This is a genomic window from Caulobacter sp. BP25 (assembly GCF_002737755.1).
Lineage (GTDB): Bacteria > Pseudomonadota > Alphaproteobacteria > Caulobacterales > Caulobacteraceae > Caulobacter.
This window is the reverse complement of record NZ_PEGH01000020.1, coordinates 269,353-285,504: the sequence shown is the minus strand read 5'-3', so window position 1 is coordinate 285,504 and position 16,152 is coordinate 269,353. Positions and strand designations below refer to the sequence as shown.

Genomic DNA, 16,152 nt, shown 5'->3' with positions numbered 1-16,152 from the left:
AAAGGGCGCGAGGCTATGCCGATGCTCCGGCGGCGGACAAGGGGGGCGCTGCTAGTTCCCGCCGTCCAGCAGGCGCCGCGCGATAACCTGCGCCTGAATCTCGCCCGCCCCCTCGAAGATGTTCAAGATCCGCGCGTCGGCCAGCAGGCGACTAGCGGCGTACTCCATCGCAAAGCCGTTGCCGCCGTGGATCTGCAGGGCGTTGTCGGCGGCGGCCCAGGCGACGCGGGCGGCGATCAGCTTGGCCATGCCGGCTTCAAGATCGCAGCGCTTGCCCTCGTCCTTCTGGCGGGCGGCGAAATAGGTCAGTTGGCGCACGCCCATGATCTCGGCGGCCATCATGGCCAGCTTGTTGGCAACGCGCGGGAACTCGAAGATCGCCTGGCCGAACTGCTTGCGGTCCAGCGCATAGCCAAGGCCAGTCTCCAGCGCGGCCTGGGCCACGCCGACCGCGCGGGCGGCGGTCTGGATGCGGGCGCTCTCGAAGGTGGCCATCAGCTGCTTGAAGCCCTGGCCCGGAACGCCGCCCAAGAGGTTCTCGGTCGGCACGGTAAAGCCGTCGAAGGCCAGCTCGTATTCCTTCATGCCGCGATAGCCGATCACCTCGATCTCGCCGCCGCTCATGCCTTCCGCCGGGAAGGGGGCCTCGTTCGTCCCACGCGGCTTGGGCGCCAGCAGCATCGAAAGGCCGCGATAGTCGGTGGTGCCCGGCTCGGTGCGGACCAGCAGTGTCATCACGTCGGCGCGGGCGGCGTGGGTGATCCAGGTCTTGTTCCCGGTCACGACGTAGCTGTCGCCCTTCAGCTCGGCGCGGGTGCGTAAGGCGCCGAGGTCCGAGCCCGTGTTCGGCTCGGTGAAGACGGCGGTCGGCAGGATCTCGGCGCTGGCGATCCTGGGCAGCCAGTATTGCTTCTGGTCTTCCGTGCCGCCGGTCAGGATCAGCTCGCCGGCGATCTCCGAGCGGGTGGCCAGCGAGCCGACACCGATCCAGGCGCGCGACAGCTCTTCGGAGACCACGCACATGGCCAGCTTGCCCATGCCGCTGCCACCATATTCCTCGGGGATGGTCAGGCCAAAGACGCCCAGTTCGCCCAGCTCTTCAACCAGCTCCAGCGGGATCAGTTCGTCCTTCAGGTGCCATTGGTGAGCGAAGGGGGTGACCTTCTCCTCGGCGAAGGCGTGGAATTGGTCGCGGATCATCTCGAAGGTCTCGTCGAGGCCGGCATATTCCAACGTCGGCCGGCCGCGCGCCTCGGCCAGGCGTTGGGCGATCCGGGTTTTGACGGCCTGCGTCCCGCCCTCGACCATCAGCTTCATCAGGCCGTTGGAATAGAGGCGGTTCAGGACCGCGCGATCCTCGACCAGATGCGCCGGGCGGACGATCTCGCTCTGGTTCATCGGCACGCCGCCGACCAACTGGGCGCAGTATTCGGAGAATAGGAGTTGGGCCAGCAGGGCCTCGATCTCGCCAAACCGCCCCTCGGCCTCCAGCCGCTCGGCCCAGCCGGCGACCTGGTTCAAAAGCTCAGCGTACGAGGCGTACCAGCCATAGCCGTGGACGCGGTGCTGGTGGACGTCGGCCAGCTTGCGATCGACCTTTCCGCCATCTGCAGCGATATGAGCCAGGACGGCGGGCTTGGCCTCGGCCACGAACAGCCCCGCCGCGTCGGCGGCCTCGCGCAGCAGGCCGATCAGGCCTGGAAGAACGAGGTTTTCAGCGCTGTCCCGCGCGATCGTCGTGGTCATGGCTTGCTCCCCTTGGCCAAACGCGTGTTTTAAGCCAAACAATTGTTTTCTTTCACCGTGGCGCATTTCGCATCTGCGAGCAATGCCGCGCTGCAGCATAAAGATCACAAAACGGGGAGTCCGATGCTCAAGGTCCACCACCTCAACGAGTCACGCTCGCAGCGGATCCTTTGGCTGCTGGAGGAGCTGGGCCTGCCCTACGAGATCGTCCAGCACACCCGCGACCCGCAGACGCGCCTGGCCCCGCCGTCGCTGACCGATGTTCATCCGCTGGGCAAGTCGCCGGTGATCGAGGACGCAGGCCACGTGATCATCGAGTCCGGGGCGATCATCGACTATGTGATCCGTCGCCACGCCGGCGGCCGCCTGGCGCCCGATCTGGCCAGCGCCGACTACGACGTCTATCAACAGTGGCTGCACTACGCCGAGGGCTCGGCCATGCTGCCGCTGCTGCTTAATATGTATGTCGGCCGCCTGGGCCTGGCCGGCGCACCGCTGCATCCGCGCATCCAGTCCGAGATCGCCAATCACCTGTCCTTCGTCGACCAGAGTCTGGCGGGGCGGGATTTCTTTGTCGGCGACAGCCTGACCGGCGCCGACATCCAGATGAGCTTCGTGCCCGAGGTGGCGAAAGCCATGGGCAAGCTGGCCGACTATCCGCACATGGCCGCCTGGATCGAAACCATGCACGCTCGGCCGGCTTGGAAGGCTGCGCTGTCCAAGAGCGGACCCTACGCGCTGGGAGCGTGAGGGTTTCAAACACCGCCGCGCTGTTTGGGGGCCAGCGCGGTTCGAGAAGAGCCGGCCCTACGGCTCTTCACCCGCCTTCTTGCGCAGCTCCAGATACTTGCGCGCCCGGTCCTCGACGTCCTGCTTCTTGCGGATCTGGTCGACCACGTCCTTGCGGGGGCGGCCCAGGCCGTCCTGCTCTGCGCCGAGCACGAAGGGGATTTCCTTCATCGTACCAGGGTGCTCGCGACTGCGGTGGTCGACGCCCGGCCCCATCGGGCCGTCGACATAGTCCTTGTAAGCGCGCTGGGCCGCGCCTTGGGCTTCAAGAGCCTGGCGCTTGGCGGCGCTCATGCCCGACAGCGGATCGCCTTTGGCCTTGGCCGCGCCGAAGCGCTCGTCACACGTCTCGCGCTCCCGGCGGTTTAGGCCCACAACGTCGGCGTTGGCGCAGCCCGTGCTGGCGCGAAGCGCCGTGCGCAGGTCGCCGGCGGCCTCGCCGGGCAGAGGCGCTGGGCGGATGGCGGTGCCGGGCCTGGCGATTCCGGCGGCCGGGACCCGTAGCGTCGGCACGCCGGCCGGGGCGGGGCGGAGGGGCTGTCGCACCTGAAACGGCAGGACGGGGGAGGGGGCGCTTGCCGCCCGCGCGGCGGCGGGGCGCGTCATGGGCAATTCTTGTCGCTCTGGGCGGATCAGATCGACCTGCACGCTCCGCAGGTCGTCGGCCAAGATCTGCTCCATCAGCGGCGGGGCGGGCAGGGCCAGCCAGGCTAGCACCAGGACATGCAGCAGCAGCGAGCCAGCGAGAATCGCTGCCTGTCGTCTGTCCGCCGCCCTGATCCCAACGCCGCTCGCCAACCGCCCTTCCAAACTCGCCGTGTCTTCCCCACATGGCGAGAGCAGCCTCTGAAACAAGCCGCAATCTTCGCCCACGCTCCTAGGGCGAGCTTGCACAGCCTGGAGTGGCGGAATCTTGACCGTCGCACCAGCCTTAAGGCGGCGTTAACCGACGCCGGAACAGGCGATTGACGTAAGGCTCCTTCGCGAGTAAATACCGCGCTCTTTTTCGAGGCGGTCGTTCGCGTCCGTCCTGATGAGCCTACGTTCCCGATGGCTTTCGCTTGAGGGATCTGAACCCGCCGGTATGCATCCCGCGTCCCGGCGAGTTTCGTGTTTATCGGGTCTCCTTGCGGAGCCTTGAACCAAGAACAACAAAGACAAGGACCTGAAGCGCCTCGGCCGAAAGGCACACGCTTCCATCAGAGCAGAGACTTAATGCCTACCATTAACCAGCTCATCCGTAAGCCGCGCTCTCCGAAGCCGGTGCGGAACAAGGTGCCCGCCCTGAAGGGCTGCCCGCAACGTCGCGGCGTTTGCACCCGCGTTTACACCACGACCCCGAAGAAGCCGAACTCGGCTCTCCGTAAGGTCGCCAAGGTCCGTCTGACCACCGGCATCGAAGCCGTGTGCTACATCCCGGGCGAAGGTCACAACCTGCAGGAGCACTCGGTGGTGCTCATCCGCGGCGGCCGCGTCAAGGACTTGCCCGGCGTCCGTTATCACATCCTGCGCGGCGTCCTCGACACCCAAGGTGTCAAGGATCGTAAGCAGCGTCGTTCGCTCTACGGCGCCAAGCGTCCGAAGTAAGGAAGAAGAAGAATGTCCCGCCGCCGTCGCGCCGAGAAACGCCAAGTCCTGCCGGACCCCAAGTTTGGGGATCTGATTGTCACGAAGTTCATGAACTACGTGATGTACGAGGGCAAAAAAGCCGTCGCCGAAAACATCATCTATGGTGCTTTCGACATCCTGGAATCCAAGCGCAAGGACCAAGGTCCGCTGGAGACCTTCCACTCCGCTCTGGACAACGTCGCCCCGGCGATCGAAGTCCGGTCGCGCCGCGTCGGCGGCGCCACCTACCAAGTGCCGGTTGAAGTCCGTCCGGACCGTCGCCGCGCCCTGGCCATCCGTTGGCTGGTGACCGCCGCTCGCAAGCGTGGCGAAAACACCATGACCGAGAAGCTGGCCGGTGAGCTGCTCGACGCCTCGAACAACCGCGGCACCGCCGTGAAGAAGCGCGAAGACACCCACAAGATGGCTGAAGCCAACCGGGCGTTCTCGCACTATCGCTGGTAAGCTTTTCGCGACCAGCACTCTTTCAGGCGCGGGCGGTTTGCGATAAACCGCCCGCGCCGCACGTTTAAATGTCCCTGCCTCACCGCAGCGCTACGCAGAGCTTCATCATGGCCCGCCAGCATAAAATCGAAGACTACCGTAACTTCGGCATCATGGCGCACATCGACGCCGGTAAGACCACGACGACCGAACGGATCCTGTATTACACGGGTAAGTCGCACAAGATCGGCGAAGTCCACGATGGCGCGGCCACCATGGACTGGATGGAGCAGGAGCAGGAGCGCGGCATCACGATCACGTCGGCCGCGACGACCGCTTTCTGGAACGGCAAGCGCCTGAACATCATCGACACCCCCGGGCACGTCGACTTCACCATCGAAGTCGAACGCAGCCTGCGCGTGCTCGACGGCGCCGTGACGGTGCTGGACGGCAACGCCGGCGTCGAGCCGCAGACGGAAACCGTCTGGCGCCAGGCCGACAAGTACAAGGTTCCGCGCATCGTCTTCGTCAACAAGATGGACAAGATCGGCGCCGACTTCGACAAGTCGGTGGAATCGATCCGTGACCGTCTGGGCGCCAAGGCCGTGCCGATCCAATTCCCGATCGGTTCGGAAACGAACCTGAAGGGCCTGGTGGACCTGGTCCGCATGAAGGCCGTGATCTGGGACAACGACGCCCTGGGCGCGAACTTCCGCGACGAGGAAATCCCCGCCGACCTGATGGACAAGGCGATCGAAGCCCGCGCCTATCTGGTCGAGAACGCCGTCGAACTCGACGACGAAGCGATGGAAGCCTATCTGGGCGGCGAAGAGCCGTCGGAAGCCACGATCAAGAAGTGCCTGCGCAAGGCCGTTCTGACCGGCGCCTTCTATCCGATCCTCTGCGGCTCGGCCTTCAAGAACAAGGGCGTGCAGACGCTGCTGGACGCCGTCGTCGACTACCTGCCGTCGCCGCTGGACATCCCGCCGACCAAGGGCATCGACTTCAAGACCGAAGAAGAAGTCGTCCGTCACGCCTCGGACGAAGAGCCGCTGTCGGTTCTGGCGTTCAAGATCATGGACGACCCCTTCGTCGGTTCGCTGACCTTCTGCCGCATCTATTCGGGCAAGCTGGAAACCGGCATGGGCCTGCTCAACGCCACGCGCGACAAGCGCGAGCGCGTCGGCCGCATGCTGCTGATGCACAGCAACAACCGCGAAGACATCAAGGAAGCCTATGCCGGCGACATCGTCGCCCTGGCCGGCCTGAAGGAAACCCGCACCGGCGACACCCTGTGCGATCCGCTGAAGTCGCCGGTCATCCTCGAGCGCATGGAATTCCCGGCCCCGGTTATCGAAATCGCCGTTGAGCCCAAGTCCAAGGCCGACCAGGAAAAGCTGGGCGTCGCCCTGCAGAAGCTGGCCGCCGAAGATCCGTCCTTCACCGTCTCGACCGACTTCGAAAGCGGCCAGACGATCCTGAAGGGCATGGGCGAGCTGCACCTCGACATCAAGATCGACATCCTGAAGCGGACCTACAAGGTCGAAGCCAACATCGGCGCGCCGCAGGTTGCCTATCGTGAATCGCTGGGCCGCAAGGTCGACATCGACTACACGCACAAGAAGCAAACCGGTGGTACGGGCCAGTTCGCCCGCGTCATGATCACCTTCGAACCGGGCGAGCCGGGTTCGGGCTTCGTGTTCGAAAGCGCGATCGTCGGCGGCGCGGTGCCGAAGGAATACATCCCCGGCGTCCAAAAGGGCCTGGAATCGGTCAAGGACAGCGGCCTGCTGGCCGGCTTCCCGCTGATCGACTTCAAGGCGACCCTGACGGACGGCAAGTACCACGACGTCGACTCGTCGGTCCTGGCCTTCGAAATCGCCTCGCGCGCCGCCTTCAAGGAACTGCGCGAAAAGGGTTCGCCCAAGCTGCTCGAGCCGATCATGAAGGTCGAGGTCGTGACGCCGGAAGAATACCTGGGCTCGGTCATCGGCGATCTGAACAGCCGCCGGGGCATGATCCAAGGTCAAGACATGCGCGGCAACGCCACGGTGGTGAACGCCTTCGTGCCGCTGGCCAACATGTTCGGCTATGTGAACACGCTGCGGGGCATGTCCCAGGGCCGCGCCCAGTTCAGCATGGTCTATGACCACTACGAGCCGGTGCCGCAGCACGTCGCCGACGAAGTGATCAAGAAGTACGGCTGAGCCTTTCCTTCCGGAAAAGCCTAGACGCGGAACCGGAGAGGGCCCACAAGCCCTCTCCTGCTCACCCCAGAAGTAGTCCAATCAAACTGAAGGCCCCTCTGGGGTCCTGGAGCTAAGAAGATGGCCAAGGAAAAGTTCGAACGTAACAAGCCGCACTGCAACATCGGCACCATCGGTCACGTTGACCATGGCAAGACGACGCTGACGGCCGCGATCACGATCGTGCTGGCGAAGACCGGCGGCGCGACCGCCAAGAACTACGCCGACATCGACGCCGCGCCGGAAGAAAAGGCCCGCGGCATCACGATCAACACCGCTCACGTCGAGTATGAGACGCAAAACCGTCACTACGCTCACGTCGACTGCCCCGGCCACGCCGACTACGTGAAGAACATGATCACCGGCGCGGCCCAAATGGACGGCGCGATCCTGGTCGTGTCGGCCGCCGACGGCCCGATGCCGCAGACCCGCGAGCACATCCTGCTGGCCCGTCAGGTCGGCGTGCCCGCCCTGGTCGTGTTCATGAACAAGGTCGACATGGTCGACGACGAAGAGCTGCTCGAGCTCGTCGAAATGGAAGTTCGTGAGCTGCTGTCGTCCTACCAGTTCCCGGGCGACGACATCCCGATCACCAAGGGCTCGGCCCTGGCCGCCGTCGAAGGCCGTGATCCGGCCATCGGCGAAGACCGCATCCTCGAGCTGATGACCTCGGTCGACACCTACATCCCGCAGCCGGAACGTCCGGTCGACCTGCCCTTCCTGATGCCGGTCGAAGACGTGTTCTCGATCTCGGGCCGCGGCACCGTGGTCACCGGTCGCGTCGAGCGCGGCATCGTCAAGGTCGGCGAAGAAGTCGAAATCGTCGGCATCCGTCCGGTCCAAAAGACCACCTGCACGGGCGTCGAAATGTTCCGCAAGCTGCTGGACCAAGGTCAAGCCGGCGACAACGTGGGCGTGCTGCTGCGCGGCACCAAGCGTGAAGACGTCGAGCGCGGCCAAGTGCTCTGCAAGCCGGGTTCGATCACCCCGCACACGAAGTTCGTGGCCGAAGCCTACATCCTGACCAAGGAAGAAGGCGGCCGTCACACCCCGTTCTTCACCAACTACCGTCCGCAGTTCTACTTCCGCACGACGGACGTGACGGGCATCATCAAGCTGCGCGAAGGCGTGGAAATGATCATGCCGGGCGACAACGCCGAGCTGGACGTCGAGCTGATCACCCCGATCGCCATGGAAGAGAAGCTGCGCTTCGCCATCCGTGAAGGCGGCCGCACCGTCGGCGCCGGCGTCGTCGCGAAGATCGTTGAGTAATCCTCGACCGTCTTAGCTTCGGCTAGAAAATGCGAAGGCCCCGGAGAGCAATCTCCGGGGCCTTTTGCTTTGGGGGGCTATAGCGACGAGGCGATGGCGAGCGGACGTTTGAGATGTCCGAATAGGGTGGAACGCGGACCTCCCCATCTGCTCAATAAGTCTCGTCATTCCCGCCCTTGTGGCGGGAACCTCTCTATCCGCCGAAAGGGCGACCGTGGCGGACTGCTAAGCAGTCCGCTTGCATCTCACGTGTCAGCTGAACCAGGGGTTCCCGCCACAAGGGCGGGAATGACGGAGCTTTATAGGGTTGGGTCCGACTAGGGTCGTTCGCTGCCAGTCGCACCGCCTGCTGAATGTCGCGTTCCTGGAGCTATGCCAACGGCAGCGAATAGCGCCAGGCAGCTAGGTGACTGCGAAGGCGGTGGACCTTCAGATCGGCATGGAGGGGGGGGGGCCGCCCTAGCGATCTCAGAGGGTTAGGGCGCGGCCCAAAAAGGTTAGGGCAAAGACAGCCGCAGTCATGGCCCCAATCCTGCTTGGGTTTGGGCCAGACCGACCTTGAACCGGCGAGAAACGACATGACGGACGCCATAAGGCCGCGCATCAATTGGCTAGAATATGACGCCAGGACGAGATTGGAGGCCGCCGCCGCCGCCGCCGGTAAGGTTTCAACGCGGCGAGTTTAGACGACGCAGACCGAGCAAGACCGAGCCAAAGCTAAAGCAGATCACGAAGCCCCGGGCTCGACTGGCGCGGTTTTCAAGGGAGGAGCCTCTCCATCTCGCGACGCTCGGACGAGAGACGTTTTGGCGATGTCGCCTGAGCAGGCGGAGTCCACACTCATTCAGTTGAAAACGCTGAAGGAATTGGGCGGCATAGAGCACATGGGTGTCGATGCTGTGAATGGCGATCTTCGGACCGCTTCTCTCGACGTCTACATGTCATGGCTCGCTGAGCGAGCGTCGAGCGTTGCTGCCCCATCGGCAGCTAAGAGCCGCGTGATGACGTCGGCTATAGTAGACGTCAAGGTATAGCCTCTTTTCCGGCTCGCACTCATTCGGATGGTTGAAGCGGTCTGAATGTGGGTACGCCGATGAGTGCAAACGCGCCGATTGGTCGTGTCGGCAATTTTTGCAACCAAGGCGTCCTTGCCTACGCATCGTGACGGAGGAGCGTTGCTGAGCCAACGTCCGCTCAGGGTCGCAACCCGACCTCCCAGGGCCGGCGCATAGCGGTCGCCCCTGGGGTCCCGGCTGATTGACCGCCCGCCCCTACGCCGCGACCACCAGCGGCTTGGGCGGCGGACGCACCAGCGGTTCGCGCGCCCAGACGCGACCGGCCGAGGCCGCGGCGATGAAGGCGTCGAGGCTGGCGTCGGGCAGGGCGATCAGGCCCGCGTCATCATCGGGTCCGACGTCGGTGATCCCGCCCGCCGCGAACAACGGCCCGGCCGAGGGCAGGTAGGCGATGGCCTTCAGGTGGCCATAGGCGTCGCGCAGGAAGTTGACCGCCGCCGCCTCCATCGCCAGCTGCTCGCCGCCGTCTTGCGAAGGCAGGATCGCCACCGCGTCGAACAGCACCGAGGGGCCGCCGTCGATCCTGTGATCGGCGGGTAGCAGTTCGCCGCCGGCGGTCGTCACGCCGTAGATGGTCGGGGCGATGACCTGCAGGCGCGCGCCGGCGGCCTCGACGGCGGCCTTCAGCTTGGCGACCAGCGCCTCGTCGCAGCCGTCGCTGACCATGACCCCGACCTTGCGGCCATCCAGGGTCGGCTGCGCCTTGGCCAGGATGCTGAGCATGGGCGAAGGATCCATGTCCTTGGCCGAGATCGGGGCCGGCGCCGGAACGATCTGGCCGGTGAAGCCCAGGCCCTCGGCCACCGACTGCGCCAGGAAAGCGTCGATATGGATCAGGCGCGACAGCACCGCCTCACGGACGCGCGGCGTCACGCACTTGCTGAGCTCGAAGACCAGGGCGGCGATGATGTGGTCCTGCTCGGGCTTGGTCTGGCTGGCGAAGAACAGGCGCGCCTGGGTGTAGTGGTCGGCGAAGGTCTCGGGCCGCAGGCGCAGCTGCTCGCCCGCCTCCGGATTGGGGAAGGTGTGATAGCCCCGCTCCAGCGACTCGCGGGCCACGTCGGCGCCGAGTGTCGACGGTTCGTAGTTCACCTGGCCCTTGGGTACGCCCATCTGCATGTGCCCGTCGCGCTGCAGGTTGTGGAAGGGGCACTTGGGCTGGTTGATCGGGATCTGATGGAAGTTGGGCCCGCCCAGGCGCTTGAGCTGGGTGTCCTGGTACGAGAACAGCCGGCCTTGCAGCAGCGGGTCGTTGGTGAAGTCGATCCCTGGCACCACGTGGGCGGCGCAGTAGGCGACCTGCTCGGTCTCGGCGAAGAAGTTGTCGGGGTTGCGGTCCAGCACCATGCGGCCGACCACGCGCAGGGGGATGACCTCCTCGGGGATCAGCTTGGTGGCGTCCAGCACGTCGAAGTCGAAACCGTCGGCCTGTTCCTGGGTGAAGGCCTGCAGGCAGAACTCCCACTCGGGGAAGTCGCCGCCTTCAATAGCTTCCCACAGGTCGCGGCGGTGGAAGTCGGGGTCGGCGCCGTTGATCTTCACGGCCTCGTCCCAGACCACCGACTGCGAGCCCAGCTTGGGCCGCCAGTGGAACTTGACGAAGGTGCTGATCCCCTCGGCGTTGATCAGGCGGAAGGTGTGGACGCCAAAACCCTCCATCATCCGCAGCGAGCGCGGAATGGCCCGGTCGCTCATCGCCCACATGATCATGTGCATGCTTTCCGGCGTCAGCGAGATGAAGTCCCAGAACGTGTCATGGGCGGTGGCGGCCTGGGGGAACTCGCGGTCGGGATCCTGCTTGGCCGCGTGGATCAGGTCGGGGAACTTGATGGCGTCCTGGATGAAGAACACCGGCATGTTGTTGCCGACGAGATCGAAGTTGCCCTGGCCGGTGTAGAACTTGACCGCGAAGCCGCGAACGTCGCGCGGCAGATCGGCCGAGCCCTTGTTGCCGGCCACGGTCGAGAAGCGGGTGAATACCGGGACGCGCTCGCCCGGGCGCTGCAGGAAATCGGCGCTGGTGACGTCGGCGCAGGAGTCCAGGCACTCGAAGAAGCCGTGCACGGCCGAGCCCCGGGCGTGGACCACGCGCTCGGGAATGCGCTCGTGGTCGAAGTGCGTGATCTTCTCGCGCAGGATGAAGTCCTGCAGCAGCACGGGGCCGCGCGCGCCCGCCTTCAGCGAGTTCTGATTGTCGGCGATCGGCACGCCCTGGTTGGTGGTCAGCTGGGTGTCCGGACCGTCGGCCTGCTGGTGCGTCTCGCCGCCCGGCGCGATCAAGGTTTCGCCTTCGGTCGACGGACCGGCGGGCTGAGGAACCTTGGTCGCGGTGGACTTTGCGCCGTCGCGCGGGGCCTTGCTGGCCTTGGTTTTTGCCGGGATGGCCATGGGGCGTCTTTCGGTTTTGGGGAAGTTGGCGGGATAACGTCCGCGCGAGATCGAGGTTGCGATCGGCAGCGCGGCATATCGGCGACCGCCCGGCAGGCCACGGCTTTTGGCCAGAGCAGGCGTATTTCTCTCGCTCAATCAGAGACATCCTACTTCCCCGCTATGTCGGGTACCCGCTTGACGGCGCTAGTGGAAAAAGCGAGCACCGTTCTCTGAACAGGGAGGCGACCTTGGACCTGAGGGGCAAGATCAAAGGCAGTCCTTCGACGCGCTATGCCTTGGCGGTGCTGATCGCGGCCCTGTCTTTCCTTCTCAGGCTGGGCCTGGATGGGCTGTTTCCGCCTGGCTTTCCCTATGTGACCTTCTTCCCGGCCGTGGTCGTCTGCGCCTACTTCCTGGGTCTGCGGCCGGCGATCCTGTGCGCGACACTGTGCGGCCTGGCTGCCTGGTACTTCTTCATCCCGTCAGCGCGGGGGTTCAGCATCAGCTTTCCGGTGGCGTTGGCGCTGGGCTTCTACGTCTTCGTGGTCGCGGTCGACATCTTCTTCATCGACGGGATGCGGCAGGCTCTGGACCAGCTGCGGGCCGAGCGCGAGCGCTATCGCCAGCTGGCCGAGAGCCGCGACCTACTCTATCGCGAGCTGCACCACCGGGTGAGCAACAACCTGCAGGTGGCCGGCGCACTGCTGCGGCTGCAAGGGCAGGGCGTCATGGACGTCGACGCCCGCCAAGTCCTTGACCAGGCCGGCGCGCGGATCGAGGTGATCGCCCAGATCCAGCGCGAGCTGCACAACGCCGTGGGCGAGCCCGTGCCGTTTCGTGCCTTCGCCGAGACGCTGCTGGCCAGCGCCGCCGCTGCCGCCGGGGCTCGCGTGACCCTGGACATCGAGGGCGGCGACGAACCGTTGCACCCCGACCAGGCCACGCCCGTGACCCTGATGATGCTGGAGAGCTTCAACAACGCCCTCGAGCACGGGTTCGGCGAGGCGGGAGAAGGGCAGGTGCGCGTGCGCCTGGACCAGACCGGCCTGACCCACCGCTTAAGCGTCAGCAACGACGGCGCAGCGCCGCCGTCGGGCTTCGACCCCGCGCGCTCCAAGAGCCTTGGCCTGCGCATCGTCCGGGCCATGGCTCAGCAGCTGGGGGGACGGTTCGAGATGGCGCGCGAGGACGGCTGGACCGTCTGTCGCCTGAGCTACGCGCCGCGCCGGGATTGAGCAAAAGATGCTCTCCCGCGATGCGGGGGAGGGGCCCGAAAGGGCCTAGGGGGCATCTTCAACTCGTCGCTAGCTGCGTATTGCCTACCTCCACCGCGCCCTCGCACGCGCCACACCGCACAACGGGTTCCAGGCGCGCTCCGCAGTGATGTGTCAGGATTTCAGGATTTCCCTCACTTTCTGCCAACCAGCAATCGCCCCAGCCCATCAAAGCGACGATCAAGGGAAAGAAGTCACGGCCCTCTTTCGTCAGTCGATATTCCCAGCGCTCAGGCCGTTCCTGATAGCGCACGCGCTCCAGCATGCCCCGCTCGACCAGGCGGCCCAAGCGATCAGTCAGGATGTTGCTGGCGACCTTCAGCTCCTCCTGGAAGTCGGTGAACCGGCGCCTGCCATAGAAGGCCGCCGCCAGGACGTGAGCGGTCCAGCGGTCGCCCAGCACCTCGATCCCGCGCTCCAGCATCGGATGCAGCGACGGGCCGCCGACGTCGTCGCCTCGGGCGCGGCGCGAGTGGCGAGCGGGTGGGGCGGGCTCCAGCCCCGCGCCGGGGCCGGGCGAGACGGTGACGTCGCGCACCTTCACCGCCTCGCCGCAAGCCTTGCAGACCAGCACCGGGCGCAGCGGCTGGCCGCAGGTCGTGTGGACGATCTGGTGCGAGGGGCAGGCGGGATCAAAGCGCCAGCGCATCTCCCAGCCCAGCAGCATCAGCGCCGAGTCATAGAGATCGCGGCCCATCGCCGTCAGCCGGTACTCATAGCGCGGCGGCCGCTCCTGATAGAGCACCCGCGCCAGCACACCGGCGGTCTCAAGCCGCTTCAGGCGATCGGTCAGCAGCGAGCGCGCCACGCCGGTCATGGCCGCGAAGCCGCCGAAGCGCTTCACGCCCATGAAGGCTGCGTACAGGATCAGCAGGGTCCAGCGGTCGCCGATCAGGTTCAGCGCGCGGGCGGCTGAACTGCGGCGGACCAGGGCCGGCGACGCGGCGGGGACCTCTTGAGGGGTCATGCTGCTTGGTGGGACGCTTCGGCGCGGCGTGTCAACGGCGTGGACTCCCCGCAAGTCACTTGTATAATCGAACTAACTAGAAAACGGGAGGAGCCGGCATGGTCTATGTGCTGGGCGGCTGGCAGAGCGACTTCGCCGCCAACTGGGCCCGCGAGGGCAAGGAACTGGCCGACGCTTTCGCCGAGGCCGTGGGCCAGGGGCTGGCCGCCGTCGACCTCGATCCCGAAGACGTCGAGACTGGCCACGTCGGCAACTTCGCCGCTGAGCTGTTCGCGGGCCAGGGCCTGTTGGGCGGTATGTTCGGCCTGGTGCATCCCGCCTTTGACGGTTTGCCGACCGCCCGGCACGAGGCGGCCTGCGCCTCGGGCAGCGTCGCCATCCTGGCGGCCACGGCCGAGATCGAGGCCGGGCGCTATGACCTGACCTGCGTCGTCGGCATCGAGCAGATGCGCAACGTCCCTGGCCAGAAGGCGGCCGAGAACTTAGGGACCGCCGCCTGGGCCGGCCACGAATTCCAGGACGCCCGCTTCCTGTGGCCGCGCGCCTTCTCCGACCTCGCCGACGAGTACGACCGGCGCTATGGGCTGAAATACGAGCACCTGATGGGCATCGCCGAGGTCAATTTCGCCAACGGCCGGCGCAATCCCAACGCCCAGACGCGCGGCTGGGACTTCGGGCCCGAGGCCTTCACCGCCAATGATGAGGCCAATCCGGTAGTCGAGGGGCGCACGCGCAAGCAGGACTGCGGCCAGGTCACCGACGGGACGGCCGTGGTGTTTCTGGCCTCCGAGGCGCGGGCCAAGGCCTATGCCGACGCGCGGGGGATTCCGCTCGAGAGCATTCCGCGCATCAAGGGCTGGGGGCACCGCTCGGCGCCGCTGAGCTATGCTCGCAAGGTCGAGGCCTCGCGCGACGAGCCCTACGTCTTCCCGCAGGTGCGCCGGGCCATCCTGGACGCCCGCGCCCGGGCCGGGATCGCGTCAGACGTCTCCGAGGTCGACGCGGTCGAGACCCACGACTGCTTCACCGCCACCGAATACATGGCCATCGACCACCTGGGCCTGACCGCGCCGGGCGAGAGCTGGAAGGCGATCGAGGCGGGCGACATCGCCATGGGCGGGCGTCTGCCGATCAACCCCTCCGGCGGCCTGATCGGTACCGGCCACCCGGTCGGAGCCACCGGCGTTCGGATGCTGCTCGACGCCTGGAAACAGACTTCGGATCGCGCTGGCGACTACCAGGTCGAGGGCGCCAGGACGGTGCAGACGCTGAACATCGGCGGATCGACCACGACGACGGTGAGTTTTGTCGTGGGGACGTGAGCTGAGATCCTCACCCGCGATGCGGGGGAGGTGTCGCGGAGCGACGGAGGGGGCGAACTGGACCCATGCCGTGCTGGCCCCCTCCGACCCTTCGGGCCACCTCCCCCGCGATACGGGGGAGGATCAACAACCAAAACGCCTCGCCGCCCGTATCAACCGCATCTTCCGCCCAGAGCCACCCATGCCCCTGCTGACCCTCCTCGCCGTCAACGCCGCCGTCTCGGCGGTCGCGTTCCTGGCCCTCTGGGTCGTCAGTCTGCGGACCCGGGACGTCAGCTTCATCGACGCCTGGTGGGGGCCGAGCATGGCGCTCTTGGCCTGGAGCACGCTGCTGCAGGGACAGCACACGCCGCATGGCCTGCTGCTGACGGGGCTCTGCACCCTGTGGGCGGCGCGGCTGGGGGTCTATCTGCTGTGGCGCTGGCGCAAGCACGGCGCCGACCGCCGCTACGTCGCGATCTTCGCCCACTATGAGAAGACCAAGCAGTGGAGCTTCGCCACCACCTCGCTGATCATCGTCTTCGGCCTGCAGGCGGTGCTGAGCTATCTGGTCGCCCTGCCGGTGCAGCTGGGCCAGGGGCCGGGCGCGCTGGGCGCCCTGGCCTATGCCGGCGCGGCGCTGACGATCATCGGCATCCTGTTCGAGACCATCGGCGACGCCCAGCTGACCGCCTTCAAGGCCAACCCCGACAACGCCGGCAAGGTCATGGACCAGGGCCTGTGGCGCTACACCCGCCACCCGAACTATTTCGGCGACGCCTGCGTCTGGTGGGGTCTTTATCTGATCGCCGCCGAGACGGGCTTGGGCGCCTGGGCCCTGCCGGGCCCGGTGCTGATCACCTTCCTGCTGACCAAGTGGAGCGGCGTGCCGACCACCGAGGGCAAGATGAAGAAGTCCAAGCCCGGCTATGCGGAGTATGTGGCGCGGACCAACGGGTTCGTGCCGTGGTTTCCTAGGAAGGTCTAGCGCCCCCTCCGCCACGCCGCGTATCCGCAGCGCGCCACCTCCCCCGCTTCGCGGGTGAGGAGGAGGCGACA

General features: G+C 66.0%; 12 protein-coding genes. 8 read left to right on the top strand and 4 right to left on the bottom strand.

Annotated elements, in window-relative coordinates:
- Positions 1–51: 51 nt before the first annotated feature.
- A complete protein-coding gene (locus tag CSW59_RS20210) occupies positions 52–1,746 on the bottom strand; it encodes an acyl-CoA dehydrogenase family protein (RefSeq protein WP_099445751.1) in 1,695 nt (564 codons plus the stop codon).
- Positions 1,747–1,869: 123 nt separating this feature from the next.
- Here CSW59_RS20210 and CSW59_RS20205 point away from each other — a divergent pair, with 123 nt between their 5' ends.
- Positions 1,870–2,496 (top strand): glutathione S-transferase family protein, encoded by a 627-nt coding sequence (locus CSW59_RS20205; protein WP_099445750.1) that lies wholly within the window; start codon positions 1,870–1,872, stop codon positions 2,494–2,496.
- A gap of 57 nt (positions 2,497–2,553) precedes the next feature.
- Here CSW59_RS20205 and CSW59_RS20200 read toward each other — a convergent pair whose 3' ends face one another.
- Positions 2,554–3,333, bottom strand: coding sequence for a hypothetical protein (locus tag CSW59_RS20200; protein ID WP_099445749.1), 780 nt, complete (start codon positions 3,331–3,333; stop codon positions 2,554–2,556).
- 417 nt (positions 3,334–3,750) lie between these two features.
- Here CSW59_RS20200 and rpsL point away from each other — a divergent pair, with 417 nt between their 5' ends.
- From rpsL to tuf, 4 genes are all read left to right on the top strand, one after another.
- A complete protein-coding gene (gene rpsL / locus CSW59_RS20190) occupies positions 3,751–4,122 on the top strand; it encodes a 30S ribosomal protein S12 (protein WP_004624021.1) in 372 nt (123 codons plus the stop codon).
- A 12-nt stretch (positions 4,123–4,134) separates the two neighbouring features.
- Positions 4,135–4,608: a 30S ribosomal protein S7 gene (gene rpsG, locus CSW59_RS20185; protein ID WP_047403744.1), complete on the top strand. Its 474-nt coding sequence runs from the start codon at positions 4,135–4,137 to the stop codon at positions 4,606–4,608.
- 107 nt (positions 4,609–4,715) lie between these two features.
- Positions 4,716–6,794 (top strand): elongation factor G, encoded by a 2,079-nt coding sequence (fusA, locus tag CSW59_RS20180; RefSeq protein WP_099445808.1) that lies wholly within the window; start codon positions 4,716–4,718, stop codon positions 6,792–6,794.
- Between the two features lie 120 nt (positions 6,795–6,914).
- Positions 6,915–8,105, top strand: coding sequence for an elongation factor Tu (tuf, locus tag CSW59_RS20175; RefSeq protein ID WP_099445748.1), 1,191 nt, complete (start codon positions 6,915–6,917; stop codon positions 8,103–8,105).
- 1,271 nt (positions 8,106–9,376) lie between these two features.
- On the opposite strand, the gene CSW59_RS20160 is transcribed toward tuf, so the two are convergent.
- Complete coding sequence (locus tag CSW59_RS20160; RefSeq protein ID WP_099445746.1) at positions 9,377–11,569, bottom strand: catalase; 2,193 nt, start codon at positions 11,567–11,569, stop codon at positions 9,377–9,379.
- A 230-nt stretch (positions 11,570–11,799) separates the two neighbouring features.
- Here CSW59_RS20160 and CSW59_RS20155 point away from each other — a divergent pair, with 230 nt between their 5' ends.
- Positions 11,800–12,786 (top strand): sensor histidine kinase, encoded by a 987-nt coding sequence (locus CSW59_RS20155; protein ID WP_099445745.1) that lies wholly within the window; start codon positions 11,800–11,802, stop codon positions 12,784–12,786.
- Positions 12,787–12,844: 58 nt separating this feature from the next.
- Here the strand turns inward: CSW59_RS20155 and CSW59_RS20150 are convergent, their stop codons facing one another.
- Positions 12,845–13,792, bottom strand: coding sequence for a helix-turn-helix domain-containing protein (locus CSW59_RS20150; protein ID WP_099445744.1), 948 nt, complete (start codon positions 13,790–13,792; stop codon positions 12,845–12,847).
- 98 nt (positions 13,793–13,890) lie between these two features.
- On the opposite strand from CSW59_RS20150, the gene CSW59_RS20145 reads away from it, so the two are divergent.
- Together CSW59_RS20145 and CSW59_RS20140 are read left to right on the top strand one after the other, a co-directional pair.
- Positions 13,891–15,114 carry an acetyl-CoA acetyltransferase gene (locus CSW59_RS20145; RefSeq protein ID WP_099445743.1) on the top strand — a complete coding sequence of 408 codons (1,224 nt, stop codon included), beginning with the start codon at positions 13,891–13,893 and terminating at the stop codon, positions 15,112–15,114.
- Between the two features lie 181 nt (positions 15,115–15,295).
- Positions 15,296–16,081 carry a DUF1295 domain-containing protein gene (locus CSW59_RS20140; protein WP_369825799.1) on the top strand — a complete coding sequence of 262 codons (786 nt, stop codon included), beginning with the start codon at positions 15,296–15,298 and terminating at the stop codon, positions 16,079–16,081.
- Positions 16,082–16,152 lie beyond the last annotated feature (71 nt).